This window comes from Dolomitihabitans soli, from assembly GCF_022213955.1.
Classification (GTDB): domain Bacteria; phylum Actinomycetota; class Actinomycetes; order Streptosporangiales; family Streptosporangiaceae; genus Streptosporangium_A; species Streptosporangium_A soli.
The window spans coordinates 19,425-41,454 of record NZ_JAKNTW010000023.1 but is presented as its reverse complement, the minus strand read 5'-3'; the positions used below and the strand labels follow the sequence as shown (position 1 = coordinate 41,454).

General features: G+C 70.1%; 21 protein-coding genes. 8 read left to right on the top strand and 13 right to left on the bottom strand.

Going from position 1 to position 22,030, the window contains the following annotated elements; genetic code table 11:
• Positions 1-203 precede the first annotated feature (203 nt).
• The 7 genes from bfr to MBA17_RS34270 form a co-directional block, all read right to left on the bottom strand.
• A complete protein-coding gene (gene bfr, locus MBA17_RS34300; protein ID WP_238501513.1) occupies positions 204-686 on the bottom strand; it encodes a bacterioferritin in 483 nt (160 codons plus the stop codon).
• Positions 687-704: 18 nt separating this feature from the next.
• A complete protein-coding gene (locus MBA17_RS34295; protein ID WP_238501512.1) occupies positions 705-884 on the bottom strand; it encodes a (2Fe-2S)-binding protein in 180 nt (59 codons plus the stop codon).
• A gap of 118 nt (positions 885-1,002) precedes the next feature.
• Positions 1,003-1,629 (bottom strand): MBL fold metallo-hydrolase, encoded by a 627-nt coding sequence (locus MBA17_RS34290; protein WP_238501510.1) that lies wholly within the window; start codon positions 1,627-1,629, stop codon positions 1,003-1,005.
• Positions 1,626-2,711 (bottom strand): S-(hydroxymethyl)mycothiol dehydrogenase, encoded by a 1,086-nt coding sequence (locus MBA17_RS34285; RefSeq protein WP_238501509.1) that lies wholly within the window; start codon positions 2,709-2,711, stop codon positions 1,626-1,628. Before MBA17_RS34285 ends, MBA17_RS34290 begins: the two co-directional genes overlap by 4 nt.
• A gap of 34 nt (positions 2,712-2,745) precedes the next feature.
• On the bottom strand, positions 2,746-3,750 hold the full coding sequence (locus tag MBA17_RS34280; RefSeq protein WP_238501507.1) for an adenylate/guanylate cyclase domain-containing protein: 1,005 nt from the start codon (positions 3,748-3,750) through the stop codon (positions 2,746-2,748).
• A 44-nt stretch (positions 3,751-3,794) separates the two neighbouring features.
• Positions 3,795-4,307 (bottom strand): PH domain-containing protein, encoded by a 513-nt coding sequence (locus MBA17_RS34275; RefSeq protein ID WP_238501505.1) that lies wholly within the window; start codon positions 4,305-4,307, stop codon positions 3,795-3,797.
• A 33-nt stretch (positions 4,308-4,340) separates the two neighbouring features.
• On the bottom strand, positions 4,341-5,165 hold the full coding sequence (locus MBA17_RS34270; RefSeq protein WP_238501503.1) for a biotin--[acetyl-CoA-carboxylase] ligase: 825 nt from the start codon (positions 5,163-5,165) through the stop codon (positions 4,341-4,343).
• Positions 5,166-5,202: 37 nt separating this feature from the next.
• Between MBA17_RS34270 and MBA17_RS34265 the strand changes: the two genes are divergently transcribed.
• Together MBA17_RS34265 and fdhD are read left to right on the top strand one after the other, a co-directional pair.
• Positions 5,203-7,416: an FdhF/YdeP family oxidoreductase gene (locus MBA17_RS34265; protein ID WP_238501502.1), complete on the top strand. Its 2,214-nt coding sequence runs from the start codon at positions 5,203-5,205 to the stop codon at positions 7,414-7,416.
• Positions 7,413-8,291, top strand: a complete 879-nt coding sequence (fdhD, locus tag MBA17_RS34260) for a formate dehydrogenase accessory sulfurtransferase FdhD (protein ID WP_238501500.1) — start codon at positions 7,413-7,415, stop codon at positions 8,289-8,291. The genes MBA17_RS34265 and fdhD overlap by 4 nt, the downstream gene beginning before the upstream one ends.
• On the opposite strand, the gene MBA17_RS34255 is transcribed toward fdhD, so the two are convergent.
• Positions 8,258-8,884 carry a TetR/AcrR family transcriptional regulator gene (locus MBA17_RS34255; RefSeq protein WP_238501498.1) on the bottom strand — a complete coding sequence of 209 codons (627 nt, stop codon included), beginning with the start codon at positions 8,882-8,884 and terminating at the stop codon, positions 8,258-8,260. The two genes, fdhD and MBA17_RS34255, sit on opposite strands and share 34 nt — an antisense overlap.
• Before the next feature lie 107 nt (positions 8,885-8,991).
• Between MBA17_RS34255 and MBA17_RS34250 the strand changes: the two genes are divergently transcribed.
• Positions 8,992-9,384, top strand: a complete 393-nt coding sequence (locus MBA17_RS34250; RefSeq protein ID WP_238501497.1) for a cupin domain-containing protein — start codon at positions 8,992-8,994, stop codon at positions 9,382-9,384.
• A 73-nt stretch (positions 9,385-9,457) separates the two neighbouring features.
• On the opposite strand, the gene MBA17_RS34245 is transcribed toward MBA17_RS34250, so the two are convergent.
• Together MBA17_RS34245 and MBA17_RS34240 are read right to left on the bottom strand one after the other, a co-directional pair.
• Complete coding sequence (locus MBA17_RS34245; RefSeq protein WP_238501495.1) at positions 9,458-10,375, bottom strand: RNA polymerase sigma-70 factor; 918 nt, start codon at positions 10,373-10,375, stop codon at positions 9,458-9,460.
• Positions 10,372-11,577 (bottom strand): NAD(P)/FAD-dependent oxidoreductase, encoded by a 1,206-nt coding sequence (locus tag MBA17_RS34240; RefSeq protein WP_238501494.1) that lies wholly within the window; start codon positions 11,575-11,577, stop codon positions 10,372-10,374. The genes MBA17_RS34245 and MBA17_RS34240 overlap by 4 nt, the downstream gene beginning before the upstream one ends.
• A 303-nt stretch (positions 11,578-11,880) precedes the next feature.
• Between MBA17_RS34240 and MBA17_RS34235 the strand changes: the two genes are divergently transcribed.
• Complete coding sequence (locus MBA17_RS34235; protein WP_238501492.1) at positions 11,881-12,423, top strand: GNAT family N-acetyltransferase; 543 nt, start codon at positions 11,881-11,883, stop codon at positions 12,421-12,423.
• Between the two features lie 88 nt (positions 12,424-12,511).
• A complete protein-coding gene (locus MBA17_RS34230; protein WP_238501490.1) occupies positions 12,512-13,930 on the top strand; it encodes a serine/threonine-protein kinase in 1,419 nt (472 codons plus the stop codon).
• Positions 13,931-13,992: 62 nt separating this feature from the next.
• On the opposite strand, the gene MBA17_RS34225 is transcribed toward MBA17_RS34230, so the two are convergent.
• From MBA17_RS34225 to MBA17_RS34215, 3 genes are all read right to left on the bottom strand, one after another.
• On the bottom strand, positions 13,993-16,626 hold the full coding sequence (locus MBA17_RS34225) for a phosphoenolpyruvate carboxylase (protein ID WP_238501488.1): 2,634 nt from the start codon (positions 16,624-16,626) through the stop codon (positions 13,993-13,995).
• 65 nt (positions 16,627-16,691) lie between these two features.
• Positions 16,692-18,302 (bottom strand): hypothetical protein, encoded by a 1,611-nt coding sequence (locus MBA17_RS34220; RefSeq protein ID WP_238501486.1) that lies wholly within the window; start codon positions 18,300-18,302, stop codon positions 16,692-16,694.
• Positions 18,278-19,048 carry an ABC transporter ATP-binding protein gene (locus tag MBA17_RS34215; protein ID WP_238501484.1) on the bottom strand — a complete coding sequence of 257 codons (771 nt, stop codon included), beginning with the start codon at positions 19,046-19,048 and terminating at the stop codon, positions 18,278-18,280. The genes MBA17_RS34220 and MBA17_RS34215 overlap by 25 nt, the downstream gene beginning before the upstream one ends.
• A gap of 82 nt (positions 19,049-19,130) precedes the next feature.
• On the opposite strand from MBA17_RS34215, the gene MBA17_RS34210 reads away from it, so the two are divergent.
• The 3 genes from MBA17_RS34210 to MBA17_RS34200 all read left to right on the top strand — a co-directional run bounded on the left by MBA17_RS34210 (position 19,131) and on the right by MBA17_RS34200 (position 22,001).
• Positions 19,131-20,723 (top strand): acyl-CoA carboxylase subunit beta, encoded by a 1,593-nt coding sequence (locus MBA17_RS34210; protein WP_238501482.1) that lies wholly within the window; start codon positions 19,131-19,133, stop codon positions 20,721-20,723.
• Between the two features lie 18 nt (positions 20,724-20,741).
• Positions 20,742-20,948: an acyl-CoA carboxylase epsilon subunit gene (locus tag MBA17_RS34205; protein WP_238501480.1), complete on the top strand. Its 207-nt coding sequence runs from the start codon at positions 20,742-20,744 to the stop codon at positions 20,946-20,948.
• 108 nt (positions 20,949-21,056) lie between these two features.
• Positions 21,057-22,001 carry an NYN domain-containing protein gene (locus tag MBA17_RS34200; protein WP_238501478.1) on the top strand — a complete coding sequence of 315 codons (945 nt, stop codon included), beginning with the start codon at positions 21,057-21,059 and terminating at the stop codon, positions 21,999-22,001.
• Positions 22,002-22,030 lie beyond the last annotated feature (29 nt).

The window sequence follows — 22,030 nt, the reverse complement described above, 5'->3', positions numbered from 1 at the left end:
GGGCACAGCGCGCGGTTTGACTTGTCATTGACCTATCCATTGACCTGGGCAAACACTGATAAATGACGGATAGTCAGCACGCAACACGTGCGCGGCCCGCACCCCGGGGGCCGGCCGCCGCATCAGAAATATCCTCCAGGAACGACAAAGCCCGCTGAACGCGAGTCCAGCAGGCGTGTCGCGGCATTCCCGGCTGAATCCGGTCAATCGGCGTCCCGTGGCCTGGCGTAGCGGGCGAGGTAGAGCTGCTCGCCCAGGCTGTCGATGAGGCCGAGCTCGGTCTCCAGGTAGTCGATGTGCTGCTCCTCGTCCTCAAGGATCTCCTCGAAGAGGCGAGCCGATGTGGCGTCGCCCTTCTCGCGCATCAGAATGATGGCGGGCTTGAGCCGCTTGACGACGCTCAGCTCGATGTCGAGATCGGCTCTGAGCTGCTCGGCGACGGTCTGCCCGATGTGCAGCGTGCCCAGCCGCTGGTAGTTGGGCAGACCTTCGAGGAAGAGAATTCGGTCGGTGAGCTTCTCGGCGTGTCGCATCTCGTCGATGGACTCTGCCCGGGTGTACTCAGCCAGCTTGGTATAGCCCCAGTTCTCCTGCATCTTGGCGTGCAGGAAGTACTGGTTGATCGCGGTCAGCTCCGCGGTGAGTTGCTCGTTCAGCAGCTCGATAATCTGCTTGTCGCCCTGCATTATCGGGCCCCTCGTGCTCTATGCGGTCGGAATCAGGTCCTCAGACCGTTTCAGCATCGCACAGATCTTCCGCACGCAAGATGCGCAGTCGCTCCCGGCGCCCGTGGTGTCGCGAACCTGCCGGGCGCTCGTGGCCCCTGCGGCGATGCAGTCATGCACCTCGTTCTCAGTCACCGCGCGACAGACACAGACGTACATGGCGGGGGAGGGCCCTCTCAAGAGTGATCGTTTATTAGGTTAGGCACACCTAAGATAACTCACGAAGCTTAGGTATGCCTATGTGAGGTCGGACACACCCTTGAGAGGACCTCGCGCGTCAGTGCCCCCTGGCCAGCCATTCGGGCAGGTCAGGAGCCTCGGCGCCGATGGTCGTCGAGTCGCCGTGCCCGGTGTGCACGACGGTCTCGGACGGCAGGGCGAGCAGCCGCCCGCGGATCGACTCGACGATCGTCTCGAACGAGGAGAAGGACCGGCCGGTGGCTCCCGGACCGCCCTTGAAGAGGGTGTCGCCGGTGAAGAGGACCCCCAGGCCGGGCGCGTACAGGCAGACGGCGCCCGGCGCGTGACCGGGCGTGTGCAGGACCTCCAGCGTGACCTCGCCCACCGTGAGCGTCTCGCCGTCCGCCAGCGGTTCGTACGGCAACGCCGTGCCGTACTCCATCTTCCACAGGACGTCGTCGGCCGGATGCAGCCGAAGCGGCGCGCCGGTGGCCTCCACCAGGGCGCCCGCCGCGTTGATGTGGTCGTTGTGCGCGTGCGTGCAGACGATCGCGCTGATCCGCCGGCCGGCCACGGCGTCGAGGATCGCCTTCGCGTCGTGCGCGGCGTCGATCACCACGACCTCGTCGCCCGAGCCGACCACCCAGACGTTGTTGTCGACTTCCCAGGTGCCGCCGTCCAGGCTGAACGTGCCCGACGTGACCACCCGCTGGACGGCGCTCACAGCACCACCACCGAGCGCAGGACCTCGCCCCGGTGCATCTTGGCGAAGGCGTTCTCGACCTGGTCCAGGGCGATCGTCTCGGAGACGAAGCCGTCGAGGTTGAGCCGGCCCTGGAGGTAGAGGTCGATGAGCATCGGGAAGTCGCGGCTGGGCAGGCAGTCGCCGTACCACGAGGACTTCAGCGAGCCGCCGCGGCCGAAGACGTCGAGCAGCGGGAGTTCGAGGGTCATCTCGGGGGTGGGGACGCCGACCAGGACCACGGTGCCGGCCAGGTCGCGGGCGTAGAACGCCTGCTTGTAGGTCTCCGGGCGGCCGACCGCCTCGACCACCACGTCGGCGCCGTGCCCGCCGGTGAGCTCGCGGATCGTCTCCACCGGGTCGCTGGTGCGCGAGTTGACCGTGTGGGTGGCGCCGAAGTCGCGGGCCCAGGCGAGCTTCCGGTCGTCCACGTCGACCGCGATGATCTTCGACGCGCCGGCCAGCGACGCCCCGAGGACCGCCGCGTTGCCCACGCCGCCGCAGCCGATCACGGCCACGCTGTCCCCCCGGCTCACGTTGCCGGTGTTCAGCGACGCGCCGAGGCCGGCCATCACCCCGCAGCCGAGCAGCCCCGCCACTGCGGGCGCGGCTGCGCGATCGACCTTGGTGCACTGCCCGGCCGCGACCAGGGTCTTGTCCGCGAACGCGCCGATGCCCAGCGCGGGGCTCAGCTCGGTGCCGTCGGCCAGCGTCATCTTCTGCTTGGCGTTGTGCGTGTTGAAGCAGTACCACGGCCGGCCGCGCAGGCAGGCCCGGCACTCACCGCAGACGGCACGCCAGTTGAGGATCACGTAGTCGCCCGGCTCGACCGAGGTCACCCCCTGCCCGACCGCCTCGACGACCCCGGCCGCCTCGTGTCCGAGCAGGAACGGGAACTCGTCGTTGATGCCGCCCTCCCGGTAGTGCAGGTCCGTGTGGCAGACCCCGCACGCCTGCACGTTCACCACCGCCTCGCCGGGACCGGGATCCGGCACCAGCACGGTCTCCACGGAAACCTGCTCACCCTTACCCCGCGCGATCACACCTCGGACTTCGTACGGCATGGCCCTACCTCCCTTTCAAACCTTCGGCGGTCATTCAACCAGCGGCCCGCCTGAGCACGTACGGCTGGACCATGCCCAGCCCGCGTGCCGGGCGCCGCCCGATGCTGTGGAGCTCGATCCCGTCGGCCCCGGCCAGCGCCTCTGCCATACCCGCGTCGACCAGGATCGCGCCCGGCCGGGCGAGCGAGGTGAGCCGGGCGGCGAGGTTGACCGTGGTGCCGAACACGTCGCCCATCATCGGCACCACGGGCCCGTAGGCGAGGCCGACGCGGATCTCGGGGCCCTCGCCGCCGTCCTTGACCGCCTCGACGAGATCGAGCGCGACCATCGCGGCGGTACGCGGGTCGGTGGCGGTGAACAGCACCTCGTCGCCGAGTGTCTTGATCATCCGGGCGCCGCCCGCGGCGACCACGTCGGAGGCGCGCGCCTCGAAGCCCTCCACGAGGTCGGCCAGCGCCCGCTCGTCCAGGTCACGCGACAGGTGGGTGAAGGACACCAGGTCGGCGAAGCCGGCGACGAGGGTCAGCCGGTTGGGCACGTTGTCGTCGGCGAGGTCCCTGACCGCGAGCAGGCGGGTGCCGGCCGCCGCGAGCTGGGCGCGCCAGACGTGCACGAGCACCCGTTCGAAGTCGGGCAGCAACCGCTCCGCCGTGGACATGATCCGCACCACGTCGGCGTCGCTCGGCGGCTCACCGGTGTCGAGCAGCGCGCCGACCATGATCTCGGCCTGCCACTGGGCGAGCCTGGCCGTGGTCTGGCCGAGCGCCCGGGTCAGCCGGATGATCGTCTTCTCGTCGAGGAGCCGTTCGTCGAGCATCCCGCGGACGCGCTTGAGCGCGGTGACGTCCGCGTCGGTGAAGGCCACCGCGTCGTCGGCGTGGGTGGCGAACCCGAGAGCCCGCCAGATGCGCTCGGCGAGGCTCTGCGACACGCCGGCCAGCGCCGCCACCTCGATGCGCGTGTAACGCGGCGAGGGGCCGACGAAGAGTTGTTCTATCGTCTCGGCGGTGGGCCGGTCCGCCGGTTCCACATCGCCCATCTGCTCCCTCCAGCCAGGAGATTACGCCACGGCGTCACAGGGTCTCACCTGCCGTCCGCCTCGCCGTCCGACGCGTCCTCGACGAGCCGGAAGAGTTGCGCCCGGACGTCCTGGAGCCGCGGGATGTCGCGCAGGGCGATCTGGCCCCGCTCACCGGCCGACTCCACCGTGAGCGTGCCGCAGCCCAGCATCCGCTCCACGAAGGTCTGGTCGGAGCTGACCGTGTTGACCTTGGTCATCGGGATCTCGTCGGTGGACTTGTTGAGCACCCCGGTGCTGATCGTGAAGCGGTGCGTGGTCAGCACGTAGGCCGTGTTCTTCCACTGCAGATAGGGCACGAAGGACCAGATGGTCAGCAGGATGACGGTGACCACGCCGATCGCGATACGGCCGTAGGCGACATATTCCCAGTCGGCCGGGAGGAAGAAGATCCCGGCCCCGGACGCGACGACGATGAGGACGAGCGCGAGGAAGGGCGCGATGAGGCGCTTCCAGTGAGGATGGAAGGAGCTGATCCGCTGCTCCCCCGCTGTCAAGTGGTGATCAGGGAGACCCATGGGGCAAATCGTGGCATGTTCTGGCGTCTCGCGTCACGGAGTATGCGGTCTGACGTGGATGACGTCTCCGGCGCTCAACGCGTGGGACCGCCCCTCGGAGGTCACCAGCAGCCGGCCCAGCTCGTCGACGCCGGTGGCGACCCCGACCAGGGCGCGTTCGCCCGGCAGCTCCACCCGCACCTCCATCCCGATCGTCGCACTGACGCCCAGGTAGGCGGCGCGCAGGCCGCAGGCGTCGGCGTCGCCGCCGGCCCGCGTCCACTCGCCGTAGTGGGTCTCGATCTCCCTCAGCACGCCCCTGATCAGCGGATCGCGGTCGAGGCAGGGGGCCTTCTCGACGGCCAGCGAGGTGGCGGTGGCGACCGGAAGCTCCGCCGCCCGCAGGGAGACGTTCAGCCCGGTGCCGATGATCACCGCCGTGTCCACCCGCTCGGCCAGCACCCCGGCCAGCTTGCGATCGCCGATCAGCAGGTCGTTGGGCCACTTGAGACGTACGTCCACCTCGGCGATCCGGCGCACCGCCGAGGCCGCGGCGAGCCCGGCGAGCAGCGGCAGCCAGCCCTGCCGGGCGACCGGCACGCTGGGACGGAGCAGCACGGAGAACATCAGCGCGGCCCGCGCGGGCGCCGACCAGCTGCGTCCGAGCCGCCCCCGGCCCGCCGACTGCCGCTCGGCGATCAGCACGGTCCCCTGCGGGGCTCCCTCGCCGGCGGCACGCGCCAGGTCGGCGTTCGTGGAACCGGTCTCCTCGACGACGCTCACCCCGGTCCACAGGCCGCCGGGGCGGACCAGGGCGCGCGAGATCGCCGCCGCGGAGAGCGGCGGCCGGTCGAGGTCGGTGTACGGCGAGTCGGGCACACTGCCATCTTGCCCCCACCAGCGAGAGAATGTCGCCATGACCAAACGCCTCGACCCGCGCAACTGGGCCGGCTGGAAGCCGTTCGGCCTCGGCGAACGCAAGCCCAACAACTATCTGGAGCTGTGGAAGGCGTTCCGGTCGGTGAAGGGCAACAGGCGTTACGCCCTGCGGATCCTCAACCAGGGCACCTGCGACGGCTGCGCGCTCGGCACCCGTGGCATGCGCGACTGGACGATGGACGAGATCCATCTGTGCAACATCCGGCTGCGCCTGCTCAAGCTGAACACCATGCCCGCCATGGACACCTCGGTCCTGACGGACGTCTCGGGGCTGGAGGGCAGGCGCAGTGCCGAGCTGCGCGACCTGGGCCGCCTGCCGTACCCCCTGCTGCGTCGCCGGGGTGAGCCGGGGTTCACGCGGGTGAGCTGGGACGACGCGCTCGATCTGGCGGCGGGGCGGGTGCGGGGGGCCAGGCTCGGCGCCTACCTGACCAGTCGCGGCATGCCGAACGAGAACTACTTCGCCGCGCAGAAGGCCGTGCGCGCGCTCGGCACGAACTCCATCGACAACGCCGCGCGCATCTGCCATTCACCTTCGACGGTGGCCCTCAAGCAGGCGATCGGCGCGGCGGCCACGACCTGCTCCTACACCGACTGGATCGGCTCGGACCTGATCGTCTTCATCGGGTCCAACCCGTCGAACAACCAGCCGGTCGCGATGAAGTACCTCTACCACGCGAAGAAGGCCGGCACCCGCGTGGCCATGGTGAACGCCTACCGAGAGCCGGGCATGGACAAGTACTGGGTGCCGTCCAACATGGAGTCGGCGGTCTTCGGAACGAAGATCACGGATCACTTCTTCGGCGTGCACATCGGGGGTGACATCGGGTTCCTCAACGGGGTGCTGAAGCACCTGGTGGAGAACGACTGGCTCGACAAGGTCTTCATCGACGAGCACACGAGGGGGTTCGAGGAGACCAGGCGGTCGGTGGCCGAGCTGTCGTGGGAGTCGCTGGAGGCGCTGTCGGGGTCCACCCGGCAGGAGATGTACGAGCTGGCCCGGCTGCTGGGGGAGGCGCGCTCCGCCGTACTGGTCTGGTCGATGGGGATCACCCAGCACGCGCACGGCGAGGACAACGTGCGGGCGATCGTGAACCTGGCGCTCGCCCGGGGGTTCGTGGGGCGCGACCACTGCGGGCTGATGCCGATCCGGGGGCACAGCGGGGTGCAGGGCGGGGCGGAGATGGGGGCGTACGCCACGGGGTTGCCGGGCGGGTTGCCGATCACACCGGAGAATGCAGCGATATTTACCGAAAAATGGGGCTTTGAGGTGCCCGACGCGCCGGGACTGACCGCGACGGACATGATCGACGCGGCCCACTCGGGCGACCTCGACGTACTGATCTCCTCAGGGGGGAACTTCCTTGAGGTGCTGCCCGATCCCGGTTACTGCCGCGAGGCGCTGTCGCGGCTCAAGCTCCGTGTGCACGTCGACATCGTGTTGTCTTCGCAGATGCTCGTGCCGGCCGACGGCGACGTGCTGCTGCTGCCCGCGCAGACCCGCTACGAGATGGCCGGCGGCGTCACCGAGACCTCCACCGAGCGGCGGATCATCTTCTCCCCCGAGGTCGAGGGCCCGCGTGTGGGCGAGGCCTGGCCCGAGTGGAAGATCTTCACCGAACTGGCCGCCCGAGCCCGTCCCGCACTCGCCGACAGGATCCGCTACACCGGCACGGCCGAGATCCGCGAGGACATCGAGCGCGCCGTCCCGTTCTACGAAGGCATCGCCGGTCTGTCCCGCTTCGGCGACAACGTGCAGTACGGCGGGCGCCACCTCTGCCCCGGCGGCCGTTTTCCCACCTCCGACGGCCACGGCCACTTCGCCCCCGTCGCACTGCCCGTGCTGGAACGATCCGACGGCTCCTTCATGGTCGCCACCCGCCGGGGCAAGCAGTTCAACAGCATGGTCCACGAACGCCGCGACGGCTTCAACGGGGCCACCCGGGAGGCCGTCCTCATCAGCCCCTACGACGCCGACCGCCTCTCCCTCCCCGACGGCGCCCTCGTCGAACTGGCCGGGGCCGCGGGGAGGGTGTTCAGGGGCCGGGTCCTGCGCGCCCCCCTGGTCCCGGGCAACCTGCAGGTCCACTGGCCGGAGGGCAACGTCCTGCTCGACCAGTCCCGGCGCTCCCCCGACGCCCGGATCCCCGACTACAACGCCTTCGTCACCATCTCCCGGGTCACCCCATGACCCCCCGCGAGGATCCGCCCCGCCGCAGGGCCGGCCCCACCACCCGGGCCCGGATCCGGGAGGTCACGAAGGGCAGAACCAGGGACAGACGCGACGATCTCGCCACCGAGGAACCACTGGAGATCAGGATCCAGGGCGGCACCGGCCCCGCCGCGCCCCGCCGTACCCTCGCGATCACCATGCGCACCCCCGGCGCCGACTTCGAGCTGGCCGCGGGCTTCCTGTACGGCGAGGGCGTCGTGGTCCCCGGCGACATCGAAGCCATCGGCTACTGCACCGACGACGACATCCCGCCCGAGGCCCGCTACAACACGGTCACCGTACGGCTCCGCCACGCCGCCCTCCCCGACCTCCCCTCCCTCGACCGACATTTCATGACATCCAGCGCTTGCGGGGTCTGCGGCACCGCCAGCATCGAGGCCCTGCACGCCCGTCCCCTCCCCATCGCCGCCCCCGCCGTCCACACCGTCTCCCCCGAGACCTTGTACGGCCTGCCCGACAGGCTGCGCGCCGCCCAGAGCGTGTTCGGCAAGACCGGCGGCCTGCACGCCGCCGGCCTGTTCACCGGCGACGGCACCCTGGTGACCACCCGCGAGGACGTCGGCCGGCACAACGCCCTCGACAAACTGATCGGCTGGGCCCTGCTGACCGGACGCCTGCCGCTGCACGACCACCTCCTGCTGGTCAGCGGCAGAACCAGCTACGAACTCGTGCAGAAGGCCCTGGTCGCCGGCATCCCGATCATCTGCTCCGTCTCCGCGCCGTCCTCCCTCGCCGTGGACCTGGCCGCCGAGTTCGGCATGACGCTGATCGGCTTCCTCCGCGACGAGCGCTTCAACGTCTACGCGGGCGCCGAGCGGGTCTCCGACGGCTGAAACCCGGCGAGCAGGTCATCGAGCCCCGCCTTGATCCGCTCGCCGGTCATCGACTGGTCGTCGTGCTGGTGGGCGAAGAGGGCTCCGGCGAGCGGCGCGAGGAGCGCGTCGGCGAGGTAGCCGGCGTCCGCGCCGGGCCGTAGCCCGGCGATCAGCATGGCCAGGTGCGACCGGTGCAGCGCGTACGCGGCCGTGGCGTATCTGGCCGAGGGCGTGCTCGTCTCGGCGATCGCCAGCAGTTCGGCCTCGCCTTCGAGCCGGTCGACGTAGGCGTGCAGAAACGCCCGGATCCGCTCGTACGGCGGAGCCCCGGGCCCCATCGGCGGCGGCCCGCTCAGGAACGCCGCCTGGAACGCCCGCTCACCGGCGTCGATCAGCGCGTAGGCGAGGGTGGCCCGGTCGGTGAACCTGCGGTAGACGGTGCCGACGCCGACCCCTGCGGCGGCGGCGACCTGGTCCATCGTCAGCGCCCGCACACCCCTGCGCGCCACCAGGGCGGCCGCGGCGTCAAGGATCTTGCGACGGTTGCGCGCGGCGTCCGCACGCTCCGACGACGGCGGCGAGACCACGGGCAGCAATGCCTCTCTGCTCACGGAGCAAGGCTATCGAAGGCCCGGGGAATACAACCGGAATGTTTTCCGGTTATGCTGGCCAGACAGCAAACGGAAAGTTCTCCGTTTGGAGCGAAGGAGGCAACACCATGGCAGCACCCGTAGAGCGGTTCACCATCAAGGACCCCACGACCTGGTGGCAGCGCGGCGAACAGGAGATCTTCCTCGGCGACGTGCTCGACCAGACGGGCGACGCGGCGATGAGCGTCGGCTTCGCGCGCTACCGCAAGGGCGAGACCAACGAATGGACCGTCTCCTATGACGAGGCGCTCATCGTGACCAAGGGCGCGTTCACCGTCCAGAGCGAGTCCGGACCGGTGTCGATCAAGGCGGGAGAGGTCATCTACCTCAGGGCCGGGGCCGACGTCGTCTACCAGGCCGACGAGGACACCGAACTGGTCTACGTCACCCATCCCCACTGGCTCGAGGCGACGACCGCCTCGCCGTACGCGGCCAAACTCGAGGAGTTCCACCCCGCGTGACCAGAAGGCAAGGAGGGACGGCCGGTGGAGGTGCGGTAGGGCCGGCGGTGCCGAGGGTGGACCCGCGCAGGTCTCAGGATGTGCCGACGTCGCGGATGGTCCCGTCGGCGATGGCCTGGAGTTTGTCCGGGTTGGCGACGTTGTAGATGGCGGCGATGCGGCCGTCAGCGGCGAAATCGAAGGTGACAGTGGCGATCACGCGGCCCAGGCCGCTGAACACCATGCCCGGACCGCCGTTGATCTCGACCAGCTCGGCGTTCATGTCAGCAGGCTCGACGCCCTGGTAAGTGACCTTGCCGATGGCGGCGAACCAGGCGGCCACCGTTTGTTCGCCCACGACCGGACGCAGGGCCTGGCGAACCTTGCCGCCGCCGTCGGTCCACAGTGTGACGTCCGGGGACAGCAGTTCCATGAGGGTGTTGATGTCACCCCCGGTCGCGGCGGCGAAGAAGCTCTCGGTGACGTCGCGCTGCCGCGACCGGTCCGCGGGGAAGCGCGGCCGCCGGGCCCGCACATGTTCGCGAGCGCGGTGCGCGGCCTGACGCACCGCGGCCTCGGAACGCTCGACCGCCTCCGCGATCTCGGCATGACTGAAGTCGAAGACCTCCTTCAGCACCAGCACCGCGCGTTCAAGCGGGCTCAAGGTTTCCAGCACCACCAGCATCGCCGTCGACACCGACTCGGCGGTCATGAAGTCGTCGGCGGTGTCGCTGGTGAGTATGGGCTCCGGAAGCCACGGCCCCACATAGGTCTCGCGCTGGTGCCGAGTGGAGCGCAGCCGTTGCAACGCCAGGTTCGACACGATCCGCGCCAGGTACGCCTTGGGATCGGCCACCTGCGAACGATCGGCGGCCGACCATTTGATCCACGCGTCCTGGACCGCGTCCTCAGCGTCGGCCACGATGCCGAGGACGCGGTAGGCCACCGCGAACAGCAGGTTGCGATGCTGGTTGAACACCTGCTGGTCGCGGTCAGGGGACGGGTGGGTCATCGCACACCCCGGACCCGGGTGAAACGGCCGCCGCGGGGCCAGAACGCGCCCGAGGCCGGCATCTTCTTCATACGGCCGTAGGTCGGCCAGGGCGAAGCGGTCACCGTCTCCTTATACCGTGCCGCCAGACGGCCGGTCAGATACACCCGTCGGGGGCTGTCGTCGGGGTGGGTGAACTGAACGACCGCATCACGCCGTCCCAGGCTCACCGGCGTGTGGTAGTAGCCGAAGCGGAACGGCTTGGGCCGCTTGCCGTTCAGCGCGCGGACGATCGACACCGCGGCATGCACACCGGTCGGCATGCCGCCCTGGCAGGTGCCGTGCATGACGCCGTAGCCCTGGTGGATCGCGGCCGCGTCGCCCACGGCGTACACATCCGGGTGTGACACCGACCGCAGCGCGGCGTCGGTGACGATGCGGCCGCGCTCGTCGACGGTCAGACCGGCTGCGGCCGCCAGCGGCGACACCCGCGTACCGCTCGTCCACAGGACGACATCGGCGGGCACGCTCTCCCCGTCCGCCAGCTCGACCGAGTCGGGCAGCACCTTCACCACCTCGATCCCGCTGCGCACCCGGACACCCAGGCGCGCGAGCGCGGCGTGCAGATACGCCTTCGGTTCGGGGCTCATGGCCGCACCGGGTTCCTGCCGGCCCAGCAGCACGACGTTGAGCTCCGGGTGCCGCTCGGCGATCTCCGCGGCCGACTCGATGCCGGTCAACCCGCTACCGCCGACCACGACCGTGCCGCGGCCGAGCCGAGCCAGCCGGTCGGCCAGCAACTCGGCGTCCTGGGCGCTGTCGAGGGTATACGCGTGGTCCTCCACGCCCGGCACCGTCGCCGTGTCGGCCACGCTGCCCAGCCCGTACACCAGCGTGTCGTAATGCAGCACCCGGTCGTCGTCGATCCGCACGATCTTCGCGTTCGTGTCCACCACCGTCACCCAGCCGCGCACGAACCGCGCACCCGTGCCCTCCAGCAAATCCGGGATGTTCATCTCGGAGACCTGCTGCCCGGTGGCCGAGAGGTGCAGCCGCAACCGCTCGGTGAACCGCTCCTGCGGATTCACCAAGGTCACCTGCACGTCCGCGCGCCGCTTGACCCGAGCCGCGAGTTGGATCGCCGCGGCCATGCCCGCGTACCCCGCCCCCAGAATCAGAACGCGGTGCGTGGCCGCCTTGCCGGCTTCGTGCTGTGTGGTCATCGTCGTGCCCCTTCTCTGCATGCTGACGACCACGAGATGCAAGCTGCCCGCCGGTCCGTGACATGAGATGGATGTGACACGCGACACAGTCGGCTTGATGGCGGTTTTGTGGGATCGAAGACCGGCGATCATCGAAGCGGCCGAGGTCGCTCAGAGCCGCCCGGCCGTGTATCAAGATCAGTTGGATCGGATCGCTGCGGAGCTCGGCGTGGTCGCGTGTAGACGTCGCACGTACGGATGTCCTGGAAGACTCGAATACCGGGATTCCCTGGCGCTCATCAAAGCCTCTGAGAAAGGACGCTGATGGCGGAGATCGTGTTCCAGCGCCTGACCGGCGAGCACGCGGCCGAGGCGGTCCTCAGCGAGGATTACGGCGACGCGTACGAGGAGATCTACGTCGAGCCGCCCTACGGCGGCGGCCCGTTGTTCGGCCGTGACCGGTTCCGGGAGCGTACTCGGGGACAGGTCGCCCGGCCGGGATTCGCATTGGTGCCGGCGGTGGACGGGCCGGCCCTCGCAGGGTTCGCCTTCGGGTTCACGATGGGCGCCGGTCGATGGTGGGGCGGCGAGGCGACCCGGCCGTCGGACGAGATCCTCAACGCGCCGAAGATCGCGGTAATCGAGCTGATCCTCCGCAAGCCGTACCGGGGGAAGGGCATCGGCAGGCGGCTGCTCCGCGAGCTTCTCGACGGTCGCGCCGAGCCGTACGCGACGCTGCTGTCCCACCCGGACGCCCCGGCACACGATCTCTACGAGAGGTGGGGCTGGCACGTGGTGGCCACCTGCCGCCCCGCGCCAGACGCAGCCGTCATGGACGTGATGGCCGTACGGCTGCCGCTCGGGTGAACACGAGGAGGCCCATGCGATGAGAGAGGGCGATCCGGGCTCGGAATTGCGCTGATATGTCGGGCTAAGCCAGGCAAGATGGCCCGTGATGAACAGTCAGCCGCGGCCCCCCTCTGACGACGCCACCGCCGCCCAGCGACGGACCATCGGTCCCTACACCCCGATCCGCCGCCTCGGCGAGGGCGGCATGGGCATCGTCTACCTCTCGCGGGACACCGCCGGACGGCAGGTCGCGCTCAAGGTGTTGCGGCCCGAGCTGGCGTCGCGCGAGGAGTTCCGGCAGCGCTTCCGCAAGGAGGCCGAAGCCGCGCGGAAGGTCGCGCGCTCCTGCACGGCGGCCGTCCTCGACGTGGGCATGGACGGAGACCAGGCGTACATCGCGACCGAATACGTCGAGGGCGCGACCCTCTCGGCCGTGGTCGAGGCCCAGGGCCCGATGGTGGGATCCAACCTCGACGCGCTGGCCGTCGGGGTGGCCACGGCGCTGTCCGCCATCCACCGGGCGGGGATCGTCCACCGCGATCTGAAGCCGTCGAACATCCTGCTCAGCCCGGTCGGGCCGCGCGTCATCGATTTCGGCATCGCCCAGCTCGCCGACACGATCGGCGGCGACATCGGCAAGGTCGTCGGCACCCCGTTGTACATGCCCCCGGAGCAGGCCAGGGGCGAACTCGTCACGGCGGCGGCCGACGTGTTCGCGTGGGGCTGCGTGGTCGCCTACGCCGCCACCGGCCGGCCGCCCTTCGGGGGTGGCGCCACTCCCGGGGTCCTCTACCGCGTCGCCAACTACGCGCCGGATCTCGACGGCCTGGCCGAGCGGCTGCGTCCGCTCGTCGAACGCGCACTCGCCAAGGACCCCGCCCGCCGCCCCAGCACCCAGCAGCTCCTCGACAGTCTGCTCGGCCAGGAGGAGGTGGCGCCCGAGACCGCGACGAGGGTGGTGAGCGAGATCTGGACCCCTCTCGACCTCGCCTCTCCGGTAGCGCCCCCCGCCCAGCGCCGGTGGCTGGTACCGGTGCTGGCCGTGGTCACCGCCCTGGCCCTCGCGGCGGCTGCCCTGTCCTTCGCACTCCGGTTGGGCACCCCCGGCGGATCGGGTCAGTCCGGGAACGATCGGCCGAGCCGAGATCTTCAGATCGACGGGATCAACCTGCACTTCGAAATCATCCAGCTGACCCGCAAGGGCCAGGGGATCACCCTGGAGTGGTCGGTCAGGAACGTCGGCAGCCAGTCCTGGAACCCGTGGACGGCGTTCGGATTGGATCTCCCGAGCAGGTTGCATTACAACACCACGGCCGGGGTGACGCTGGTGGATCCCGCGACCGGCAAGAAGTACGGGCCCATGATCGAGGGCGACACCTGCACGTGCAGCCCCACCAAAGGGGATCTCTCGCCGGGGGACACCGCTCCCTACTTCTCGGTCTTCGCCGGTGTCCCCGAAACCGTCGAACAGCTGAGCGTCCAGATCCCCAGTGCCGGGCTGTTCGCGGACGTGCCGATCTCCTAGCCCGGTGCGTCGGCCCCGCCTCCTGAGGTCGCGACGACGTCAGGAGGCGGGGCCGCTCACGTTCAGCCGGTGTTCTGCAGACCTGCGGCGACGCCGTTGACCGAGAGCAGGAGCAGGGTGGAGAGCCGTTCGCGGTCGTCGTCGCTGAGGTCCTCGCCGGAGCGGAGGGCGGAGAGGGCGCGGAGCTGGAGGTGAGAGAGCGCGTCCACGTAGGGGTCGCGGAGTTGGACGGCGCGGGAGAGCACCCGGCGTGACTCCAGCAGCCGGGAGTGGCCGGTCACCAGCAGGACCAGGCGGCGGGTCAGGTCGTACTCGGCGAGCACCTGGTCGGCGAAGTCGTCACGGCCGCCGAGCGCGAGATAGCGTTCCGCGATCGCCCGGTCGGTCTTGGCCAGCGACATCTCCGCGTTGTCGAGCAACGAGGCGAACAGCGGCCACTCGTGGTAGGCCGCCCGCAGCTCGTCCAGGCCCGCTTCGGTGGTGACCGCCTCAAGGCCGCTGCCCAGGCCGTACCAGCCGGGCAGGTTGACCCGGGTCTGCGCCCAGGCGAACACCCACGGGATGGCCCGCAGGTCGTCGAGCGAGCGCGGGGCGCCGAGGCCGCGCCGCGCGGGACGGGAGCCGAGGCGCAGCGAGCCGATCTCCTCAAGCGGGCTGACCAGCGCGAACCACTCGGGGAAGCCGGGGGCCTCGGTCAGTCCCCGGTACGCCTTCTCCGAGGCCGACGCGACCTGCTCCGCCAGGCCGCGGAACCGGTCGGCCGCCTGGGCGGTGCGCTGCTCCACCGCGTCGGTGGAGGCGAGCAGTACCGCGTTGGTGACCTGCTCCATGTGGCGGCGGGCGATCGCGGCGTGGCCGTACCGGGCGAAGATGACCTCGCCCTGCTCGGTGACCTTGAACCGGCCCGCGACCGAGCCGGGGGCCTGCGCCAGCACCGCCCGGTTGGCCGGGCCGCCGCCCCGGCCGAGCGCGCCGCCCCGGCCGTGGAACATGGTGAGCCGCACGTCGTTGTCGCGCGCCCACGCGGTGAGCTGCTCCTGCGCCTGGTAGAGCTTGAGCGTGGCCGCCGCGGGCCCGAGCTCCTTGGCCGAGTCGGAGTAGCCGAGCATGACCTCCAGCCGCCTCCCAGCCGTGGCCAGCCTGGCCTGTACGGCGGGCAGCTTCAGCATCCCCGACAGCACGGCGGGCGCGTTGGCGAGGTCTTCGCCCGACTCGAACAGCGGCACCACGTCGAGCGCCGGGGCCCGGCCGCCGAGCGCGTGCCCGGCCAGCTCGTACACGGCGGCGATGTCGTCGGACGACCGGGTGAACGAGACGACATAGCGGGAACAGGCGGTCACGCCGTACCGCTCCTGGATCCAGGCGATCACCCGGATCGTGGCCAGCACCTCCTCGGTGCGCTCCGACACCTCACCGGAGGCGATCTCGGCCAGCGCCGCGGCGTGCACCTGGGAGTGCTGGCGCACCTCCAGCTCGGCCAGGTGGAAGCCGAAGGTCTCGACCTGCCAGATCAGGTGCTGCAGCTCGCCGTACGCCTGGCGGGGGGCGCCGCCGGCGGCCAGTGACTCCTGGCACACGCGCAGGTCGCCGACGAGGTCGCCGGGCGAGAGGTAGGCGAGGTCGAGGTCGCGTCTGCGGGTCGCGGCGATCCTGGCCGCCACGAACAGCAGCCACTGCCGGTGCGGCTCCTGCGGAGAACGGGTGGCCATCTCCGAGACCAGGTCGGGCTGCGCGTCCTCGGCCTCGGCGAGCGCGGCGCGCAGGCCCGGCGACGGCGGCGTGTCGAGCGCGGAGGTGGTGAGGCTGCGGCCGATCCGGACGGTGGCGTTCTCCAGGGCGATCAGCACGTGCTCGGCCTGGATCAGGATGGCCTTCCTGGTCACCGAGGCGGTGACGTTCGGGTTGCCGTCGCGGTCGCCGCCGATCCAGCTGCCGTAGCGGATGTACGGCTTGGCCAGCGGCGGCCTGGTGCCCGTCCCCTCGCTCAGCGCGGCGTCCAGCGACCGGTAGATCAGCGGCACCACGCGGAACAGGGTCTCGTCGAAGGCGGCCATCGCGGTGCGGACCTCGTCGAGCGGGTCGAGCTTGGTGTTGCGGAGCTGGGCCGTACGCCACAGGAGGTCGATCTCCTCCAGCATGCGACGGCGGGTCTCGGCCCGCTCCTCCGCGCCGCGATCGGGCGCGTTGTACTCCGCGAGCCGGCCGCTGACCCGCTGGATGGCGGTCACCACCGCGCGGCGTCGCGCCTCCGTGGGGTGCGCGGTGAGCACCGGGCGGAGCTCGAGCCCGTCGACGAGCTCGGCGACGCGCTCGCGGCCCACCTCCTCGACGGCGCCCGCGAGCGACTCGGGCAGCGGGGCGCCGCCGGTGTCGCGCTCCCGCAGGGTCCTGATCCGGTAGTGCTCCTCGGCCAGGTTGGCCAGGTGGAAGTAGCAGGTGAAGGCGCGGGCGATCAGCACGGCGCGGTCGATGGGCCAGGCCGCGACCATCGCGGCGACCTCGTCGACGGGAAGCTGCCTGCGTCGTGCCGCGATCACCGCCTTGCGCAGGCGTTCGACATCGGCGAGCAGGTCGGGACCGCCTTGCTCGGCGATCACCTGACCCAGCAGTTCGCCCAGCAGGCGGACGTCTGCGCGGAGCTCGTCTGGCATCTCGGCGACCGCACTGTGGCGGTCGGCTGAAGCGATCGCGGCCATGTCTCGAAGAGTAGCGAGTGCCGCCGAGCGGCCGGAGACCGGTCTCACCCATTGGACTAGACCACTCAGGTGGGCTTGGAGACCGCCGCCAGCAACTCGGGGAACCGGGCGAAGCCGATGGTGCCCGCGAGCCTGCGGCCCGCCCACGCGACGGCCATGCCGTACGGCACCGCCAGGACGCTCAGCCAGGTGACGCCGAACAGCACCGGCAGGACGACCGGCAGGGAGAGCGCGCCGGTGCCGATCATCGCGCCGAAGGACCCCAGGAACGCGATGCCGCCCTGGCCGGGCGCGGCCCCGGTGAACGCGTTGAGCCGGTCGGGGGTCGTGTAGGGGAAGATCACGCTGGTCACCGCACCGATGCCGAAGGAGACGCCGAGCAGGCCCCAGGAGGTGAGCATGGCGGGGACGCTCCAGGCGAGGTCGCCGGCGAAGAGGCTGGTGACGATCGACAGCAGGGCGAGCAGCGGACCGGCGATCAGGGCGGCGGCGAGGTGGCGCCCGGCGAGGTCGGTGCGCATCGATCGTTCCGAGCCGTAGGCCACGGCGTTCATCCACAGGGAACGGCCGTCGATGCCGAACGCGTTGCCCGACTGCAGGCCGATCATCAGCGCTCCCAGGCACGCGGGACCGATCGCCAGCACCGGCCCGGACGGTCCTTCCGAGTTGCCGGCCAGGGAGAAGGCCAGCACCCCGGTCACCGCGATCGAGGCGAGCCAGCCGACCCGGCCCCTCGGGTCGCGTCTGGCGTACTTCAGCTCCTTGGTGACCACGGCGGCGAGTTGGCCGTCGGGGAGCAGGCGGCCGATCCCGCGGCCGTGCGACCGGCGCACGCTGCCGGCCTGCGTCGAGGCGTCGGCGGTGACCAGCGCCCTGCGCAGCGCGCCGATCCACAGTCGGCCGATGACGACCACCAGCACGGCGAGGAACGCCAGCTCGGCCACGCCGGTCAGGCTGCCGTCGGCCATCGCGTGCGCGGCCATGCCGGGCGGGGTCCACCGCAGCACCTCGGCGACCTGTGCCAGCAGCGCGGCGGGGTCGCCGGCCAGCCCTCTGTTGATGACGAGGTTGGGCAGCTGGGCCAGCAGCACGATGAAGATGGCCGCGACGGCGAGCAGGTCGCGGCCCCGCCTGCTGCGCAGCATGCTCGACAGGGAGGTGGTGACCAGCCGGGAGGTGACCAGGCAGAGCGCGAACTGCAGGAGCACCGCCGCCACGCCGAGCAGCACGCCGCCGAGCCCGGTGGCGAAGCCGACGATCGCGCCCGCGGTGATGATCAGGACGGCGAGCGGCCACGGGCCGGTGGCCGAGGCGGCGAACAGGCCGACCGCGAGTTGCCTGGTGCGCAGCGGGAACAGCGACAGCCTGGCGGGGTCGAGCGTGTCGTCCAGGCCGAAGGCCAGCAGCGGCACCACCGCCCAGCCCACGAAGAACACGGTGAAGGCGATGATCCCGATGTCGGCGGCGAGGTCGGCGGGCGCCAGCCGTACCAGGCTCATCGCCAGGAATCCCAGGGCCGCGACGAACACGGCGGCGATCAGGGTGAAGATGTATCCGATCTTGCGCGTCAGGTCGCCCCTGACGTTGCCCGCGATGAGTTTGAGCTTGAGCCGGACGAACAGCCGCAGCGTGTCCGCCATCCCGAGTGGGCTCACGCCTGTGTCGATCCCAGCCATGACAGTCCCTCCTCGTCTCCGCCGCCGCCACTCGCTCCGACGAGATCGAGGAACGCCTGGTTGAGGCTCCGCTCGCCGCGGACCTCGCCGATCGGGCCCTGGGCGACGATCTGGCCCCGGCTCATCACCGACACCCAGTCGCACAGCCGTTCCACCAGGTCCATGACGTGGCTGGAGAAGACGACGGTGGATCCGGAGGCGGTGTAGCGGCGCAGCACCTCCTCCAGGGTGTTGGCGCTGACCGGGTCGACGCCCTCGAACGGCTCGTCGAGGAAGAGCACGTTCGGGTTGTGCAGCAGCGCGGCGGCCAGGCCGATCTTCTTGCGCATGCCGGTGGAGTAGTCGACGACGAGCTTGTCGGCCGAGTCGAGCAGGTCCATGACCTTGAGCAACTCCTCGGCCCGCCGCTCGACCTCGGCCTTGGGGATGCCCCTGAGCTGGCCGTTGTAGGAGAGCAGTTCGCGACCGGAGAGCCGTTCGAACAGCCGGAGGCCCTCGGGGAGGACGCCGATGCGGGCCTTGACGGCGATCGGATCACGCCAGACGTTCAGCCCGTCGATCTCGGCCGAGCCGCCGTCCGGCCGGAGCAGCCCGGTGGCCATGCTGAGCGTGGTGGTCTTGCCGGCGCCGTTGGGGCCGACGAGACCCGCGAAACTGCCGCGCGGGACCACGAGGTCGACGCCGGCCACCGCCACCTGCTGACCGAAGCGCTTGAACAATCCCTGCGTGCGGACCGAATCGACCATGGCGTTCACTCTGCCAGATCCCCCGGGCCGTCGGCAGGGCCACGGCGCCCGCCCCTTCCGGCGCTCGGGTTACCCTGCTGGGATGAGCGCCCAACCGGCCCCAGACGGCATCGACGTCCACACCACCGCGGGAAAGATCGCGGACCTGGAGCGACGGGTCTACGAGGCCGCGCACGCGGGGTCGGCCCGCGCCGTGGAGAAGCAGCACGCCCGGGGGAAGATGACGGCGCGGGAGCGCCTGGAGGCGTTCCTCGACCCCGGCAGCTTCGTGGAGTTCGACGCGTTCGCCAAGCACCGGTCGACGAACTTCGGGCTCGAAGCCGAGCGGCCGTACGGCGATGGCGTGGTGACCGGGTACGGCACGGTCGACGGGCGGCCGGTGGCGGTCTTCGCGCAGGATTTCACGGTCTACGGAGGGTCGCTCGGCGAGGTCTTCGGCGAGAAGATCGTCAAGGTGATGGACCACGCGCTGAAGACGGGTTGCCCGGTGGTCGGCATCAACGACTCGGGCGGCGCGCGGATCCAGGAGGGCGTGGTCAGCCTGGGCCTGTACGCCGAGATCTTCAAGCGGAACGTGCACGCCTCCGGGGTGATCCCGCAGATCTCGCTGGTCATGGGGCCGTGCGCGGGCGGCGCGGTCTACTCGCCGGCTCTCACCGACTTCGTGCTGATGGTCGCGGAGAAGTCGCACATGTTCATCACCGGGCCCGACGTGATCAGAACCGTCACCGGTGAAGACGTGACGTTCGAGGAACTGGGCGGCGCGCACACCCACAACTCCCGGTCGGGGGTCGCCCACTACGAGGCCGCCGACGAGCGTGACTGCCTCGACTTCGCCAGGGCGCTGCTGTCCTACCTGCCCAGCAACAACCTGGATGAGCTGCCCGTCTTCGAGGCCGAGGCGGTGCTCGAGGTCACCGAGGACGACCGGGCGCTCGACACGCTGATCCCCGACTCGGCGAACCAGCCCTACGACATGCACACCGTGCTGGAGCACGTCCTCGACGAGGGCGATTTCCTGGAGATCCACCAGCATTTCGCGCCCAACATCATCGTGGGTTTCGGCCGGGTCGAAGGAAGACCCGTGGGAGTCGTGGCGAACCAGCCGATGAGCTTCGCCGGCACGCTGGACATCGACGCCTCCGAAAAAGCAGCCCGCTTTGTGCGCACTTGCGATGCCTTTAATCTCCCTGTACTGACATTTGTCGATGTCCCCGGATTCCTGCCTGGCACCGACCAGGAATGGAACGGCATCATCCGCCGCGGCGCCAAGCTCCTCTACGCCTACGCCGAGGCCACCGTGCCGCTGGTCACCGTGATCACCCGCAAGGCGTACGGCGGCGCCTACGACGTCATGGGCTCCAAGCACCTCGGCGCCGACATCAACCTGGCCTGGCCCACCGCCCAGATCGCCGTGATGGGCGCGCAGGGCGCGGTCAACATCCTCTACCGGCGCGAGCTCGCCGCCGCCGACGACCCCGACGCCGAGCGCGCCAGGCTGACCGGCGAGTACGAGGACACACTGGCGAATCCCTACCTCGCCGCCGAGCGCGGCTACGTCGACGCGGTGATCCGGCCCTCCGAAACCCGCGTCCAGATCACCAAATCCCTGCGGACACTACGCAACAAACGCCAGACGCTGCCGCCGAAGAAACACGGCAACATCCCGCTGTAGGGAGAGGACACCACTCCGATGACCACACCGGACCTGCGGATCGTCCACGGCGACGCCACACCGGAGGAGGTCGCCGCCCTCGTGCTCGCGCTCGCCGCCCGCGCGACACCCGCGAGGGCCCCGGCCTCGCGAAAGTCAGAACCCTGGCGTGATCCCGCGCATAGGATGCGAAAGCCACTGGCCCACGGGCCTGGCGCTTGGCGAAGTGGGTCTATGCCGTTTTAGACCAGTCGATCCCTCGAATGGGGTGTCAACTTCCCCAAGTGTTGGGACTATCTAGAAATGGGCGAATATAGTCAGCCGATCACCTAGTCCCGAGGCCTGGAGGACGACATGGCCACCCCGGACCTCAAGCCACATCCCGTGGCGGCCAAGTATGCCATCTTGGTGGATGTTGGTTATCTCTACGCAGCTGCCGGCGAGGTCATCCTTGGAGCCAAGGAGCGCAAGGAATACCGGGTTGCGGCCGACGAGCTGATCCAGGCGTTGCAGAAACATGCAGAGGAACGCATTTCCGGCGAACTCTTGCGGATCTATTGGTATGACGCGGCCCGAGACCGCGTCCCCACCGTTGACCAGCGGGTTATCGCACAACTCCCGTGGGTGAAGGTGCGGCTTGGCAATCTGAACGCACGTGGCCAGCAGAAAGGCGTCGACGCCCAGATCAGGAGCGACCTGGAGGCCCTGGCCAGGCACCACGCGGTCAGCGACACGATCCTGCTGGCCGGCGACGAGGACATGGTGCCCGCCGTCGAGGCGGCCCAGGCGTACGGCGTGCGGATCCATCTGTGGGGCGTCGAGCCGCCGTACGGCACCAACCAGGCCGAGCGGCTCGTCTGGGAGGCCGACACCGTCGAGGTGATCAGCGGCGAGTTCCTCCGCTCCTACTTCAGCCGCACCCCCCAGGCCGTGCCCGCCACCCCGACCGCCCCCTCCCCCGCCCAGGTCTTCGCCGGCCGTACCTCCATCGGCGCGAAGCCGCCCGTCAAGACCGGCGGCCAGGTCACCAAGCTCGGCCCGAACCGCCCGCACGTCGAGGAGGTCGGCGAGCACGTGGCGCAGAAGTGGATCCTCACCCGTGGCCGCGACAACATCCGCGACCTGCTCCCCGGACCCATCCTGCCGACCGTCATCGACACCGAGTTGCTCATCGAGGCGGAGAAGGAGCTCGGCCACTCCCTGCGCCCCTACCCCGAGGCCCGGGTGTGGCTGCGCGACGGCTTCTGGGCCCGCGTCTATCGGGAGTTCGACCTGGGAGTGGGTGTCTCCAGCAAGTGACGTCCCGGCCCGCGTGAGGTGGACCTGGC

Excerpts from the sequence above, each read along its gene's own strand:
- MBA17_RS34210 (WP_238501482.1), top strand. The coding sequence starts at position 19,131 with ATGAGCGCCCAACCGGCCCCAGACGGCATCGACGTCCACACCACCGCG.
- MBA17_RS34235 (WP_238501492.1), top strand. The coding sequence starts at position 11,881 with ATGGCGGAGATCGTGTTCCAGCGCCTGACCGGCGAGCACGCGGCCGAG.
- bfr (WP_238501513.1), bottom strand. The coding sequence starts at position 686 with ATGCAGGGCGACAAGCAGATTATCGAGCTGCTGAACGAGCAACTCACC.
- MBA17_RS34275 (WP_238501505.1), bottom strand. The coding sequence starts at position 4,307 with ATGGGTCTCCCTGATCACCACTTGACAGCGGGGGAGCAGCGGATCAGC.
- MBA17_RS34250 (WP_238501497.1), top strand. The coding sequence starts at position 8,992 with ATGGCAGCACCCGTAGAGCGGTTCACCATCAAGGACCCCACGACCTGG.
- MBA17_RS34285 (WP_238501509.1), bottom strand. The coding sequence starts at position 2,711 with ATGCCGTACGAAGTCCGAGGTGTGATCGCGCGGGGTAAGGGTGAGCAG.
- MBA17_RS34240 (WP_238501494.1), bottom strand. The coding sequence starts at position 11,577 with ATGACCACACAGCACGAAGCCGGCAAGGCGGCCACGCACCGCGTTCTG.
- MBA17_RS34215 (WP_238501484.1), bottom strand. The coding sequence starts at position 19,048 with ATGGTCGATTCGGTCCGCACGCAGGGATTGTTCAAGCGCTTCGGTCAG.
- MBA17_RS34295 (WP_238501512.1), bottom strand. The coding sequence starts at position 884 with ATGTACGTCTGTGTCTGTCGCGCGGTGACTGAGAACGAGGTGCATGAC.
- MBA17_RS34265 (WP_238501502.1), top strand. The coding sequence starts at position 5,203 with ATGACCAAACGCCTCGACCCGCGCAACTGGGCCGGCTGGAAGCCGTTC.
- MBA17_RS34200 (WP_238501478.1), top strand. The coding sequence starts at position 21,057 with ATGGCCACCCCGGACCTCAAGCCACATCCCGTGGCGGCCAAGTATGCC.
- MBA17_RS34280 (WP_238501507.1), bottom strand. The coding sequence starts at position 3,750 with ATGGGCGATGTGGAACCGGCGGACCGGCCCACCGCCGAGACGATAGAA.
- MBA17_RS34205 (WP_238501480.1), top strand. The coding sequence starts at position 20,742 with ATGACCACACCGGACCTGCGGATCGTCCACGGCGACGCCACACCGGAG.
- MBA17_RS34245 (WP_238501495.1), bottom strand. The coding sequence starts at position 10,375 with ATGACCCACCCGTCCCCTGACCGCGACCAGCAGGTGTTCAACCAGCAT.
- MBA17_RS34220 (WP_238501486.1), bottom strand. The coding sequence starts at position 18,302 with ATGGCTGGGATCGACACAGGCGTGAGCCCACTCGGGATGGCGGACACG.
- MBA17_RS34225 (WP_238501488.1), bottom strand. The coding sequence starts at position 16,626 with ATGGCCGCGATCGCTTCAGCCGACCGCCACAGTGCGGTCGCCGAGATG.
- fdhD (WP_238501500.1), top strand. The coding sequence starts at position 7,413 with ATGACCCCCCGCGAGGATCCGCCCCGCCGCAGGGCCGGCCCCACCACC.
- MBA17_RS34230 (WP_238501490.1), top strand. The coding sequence starts at position 12,512 with ATGAACAGTCAGCCGCGGCCCCCCTCTGACGACGCCACCGCCGCCCAG.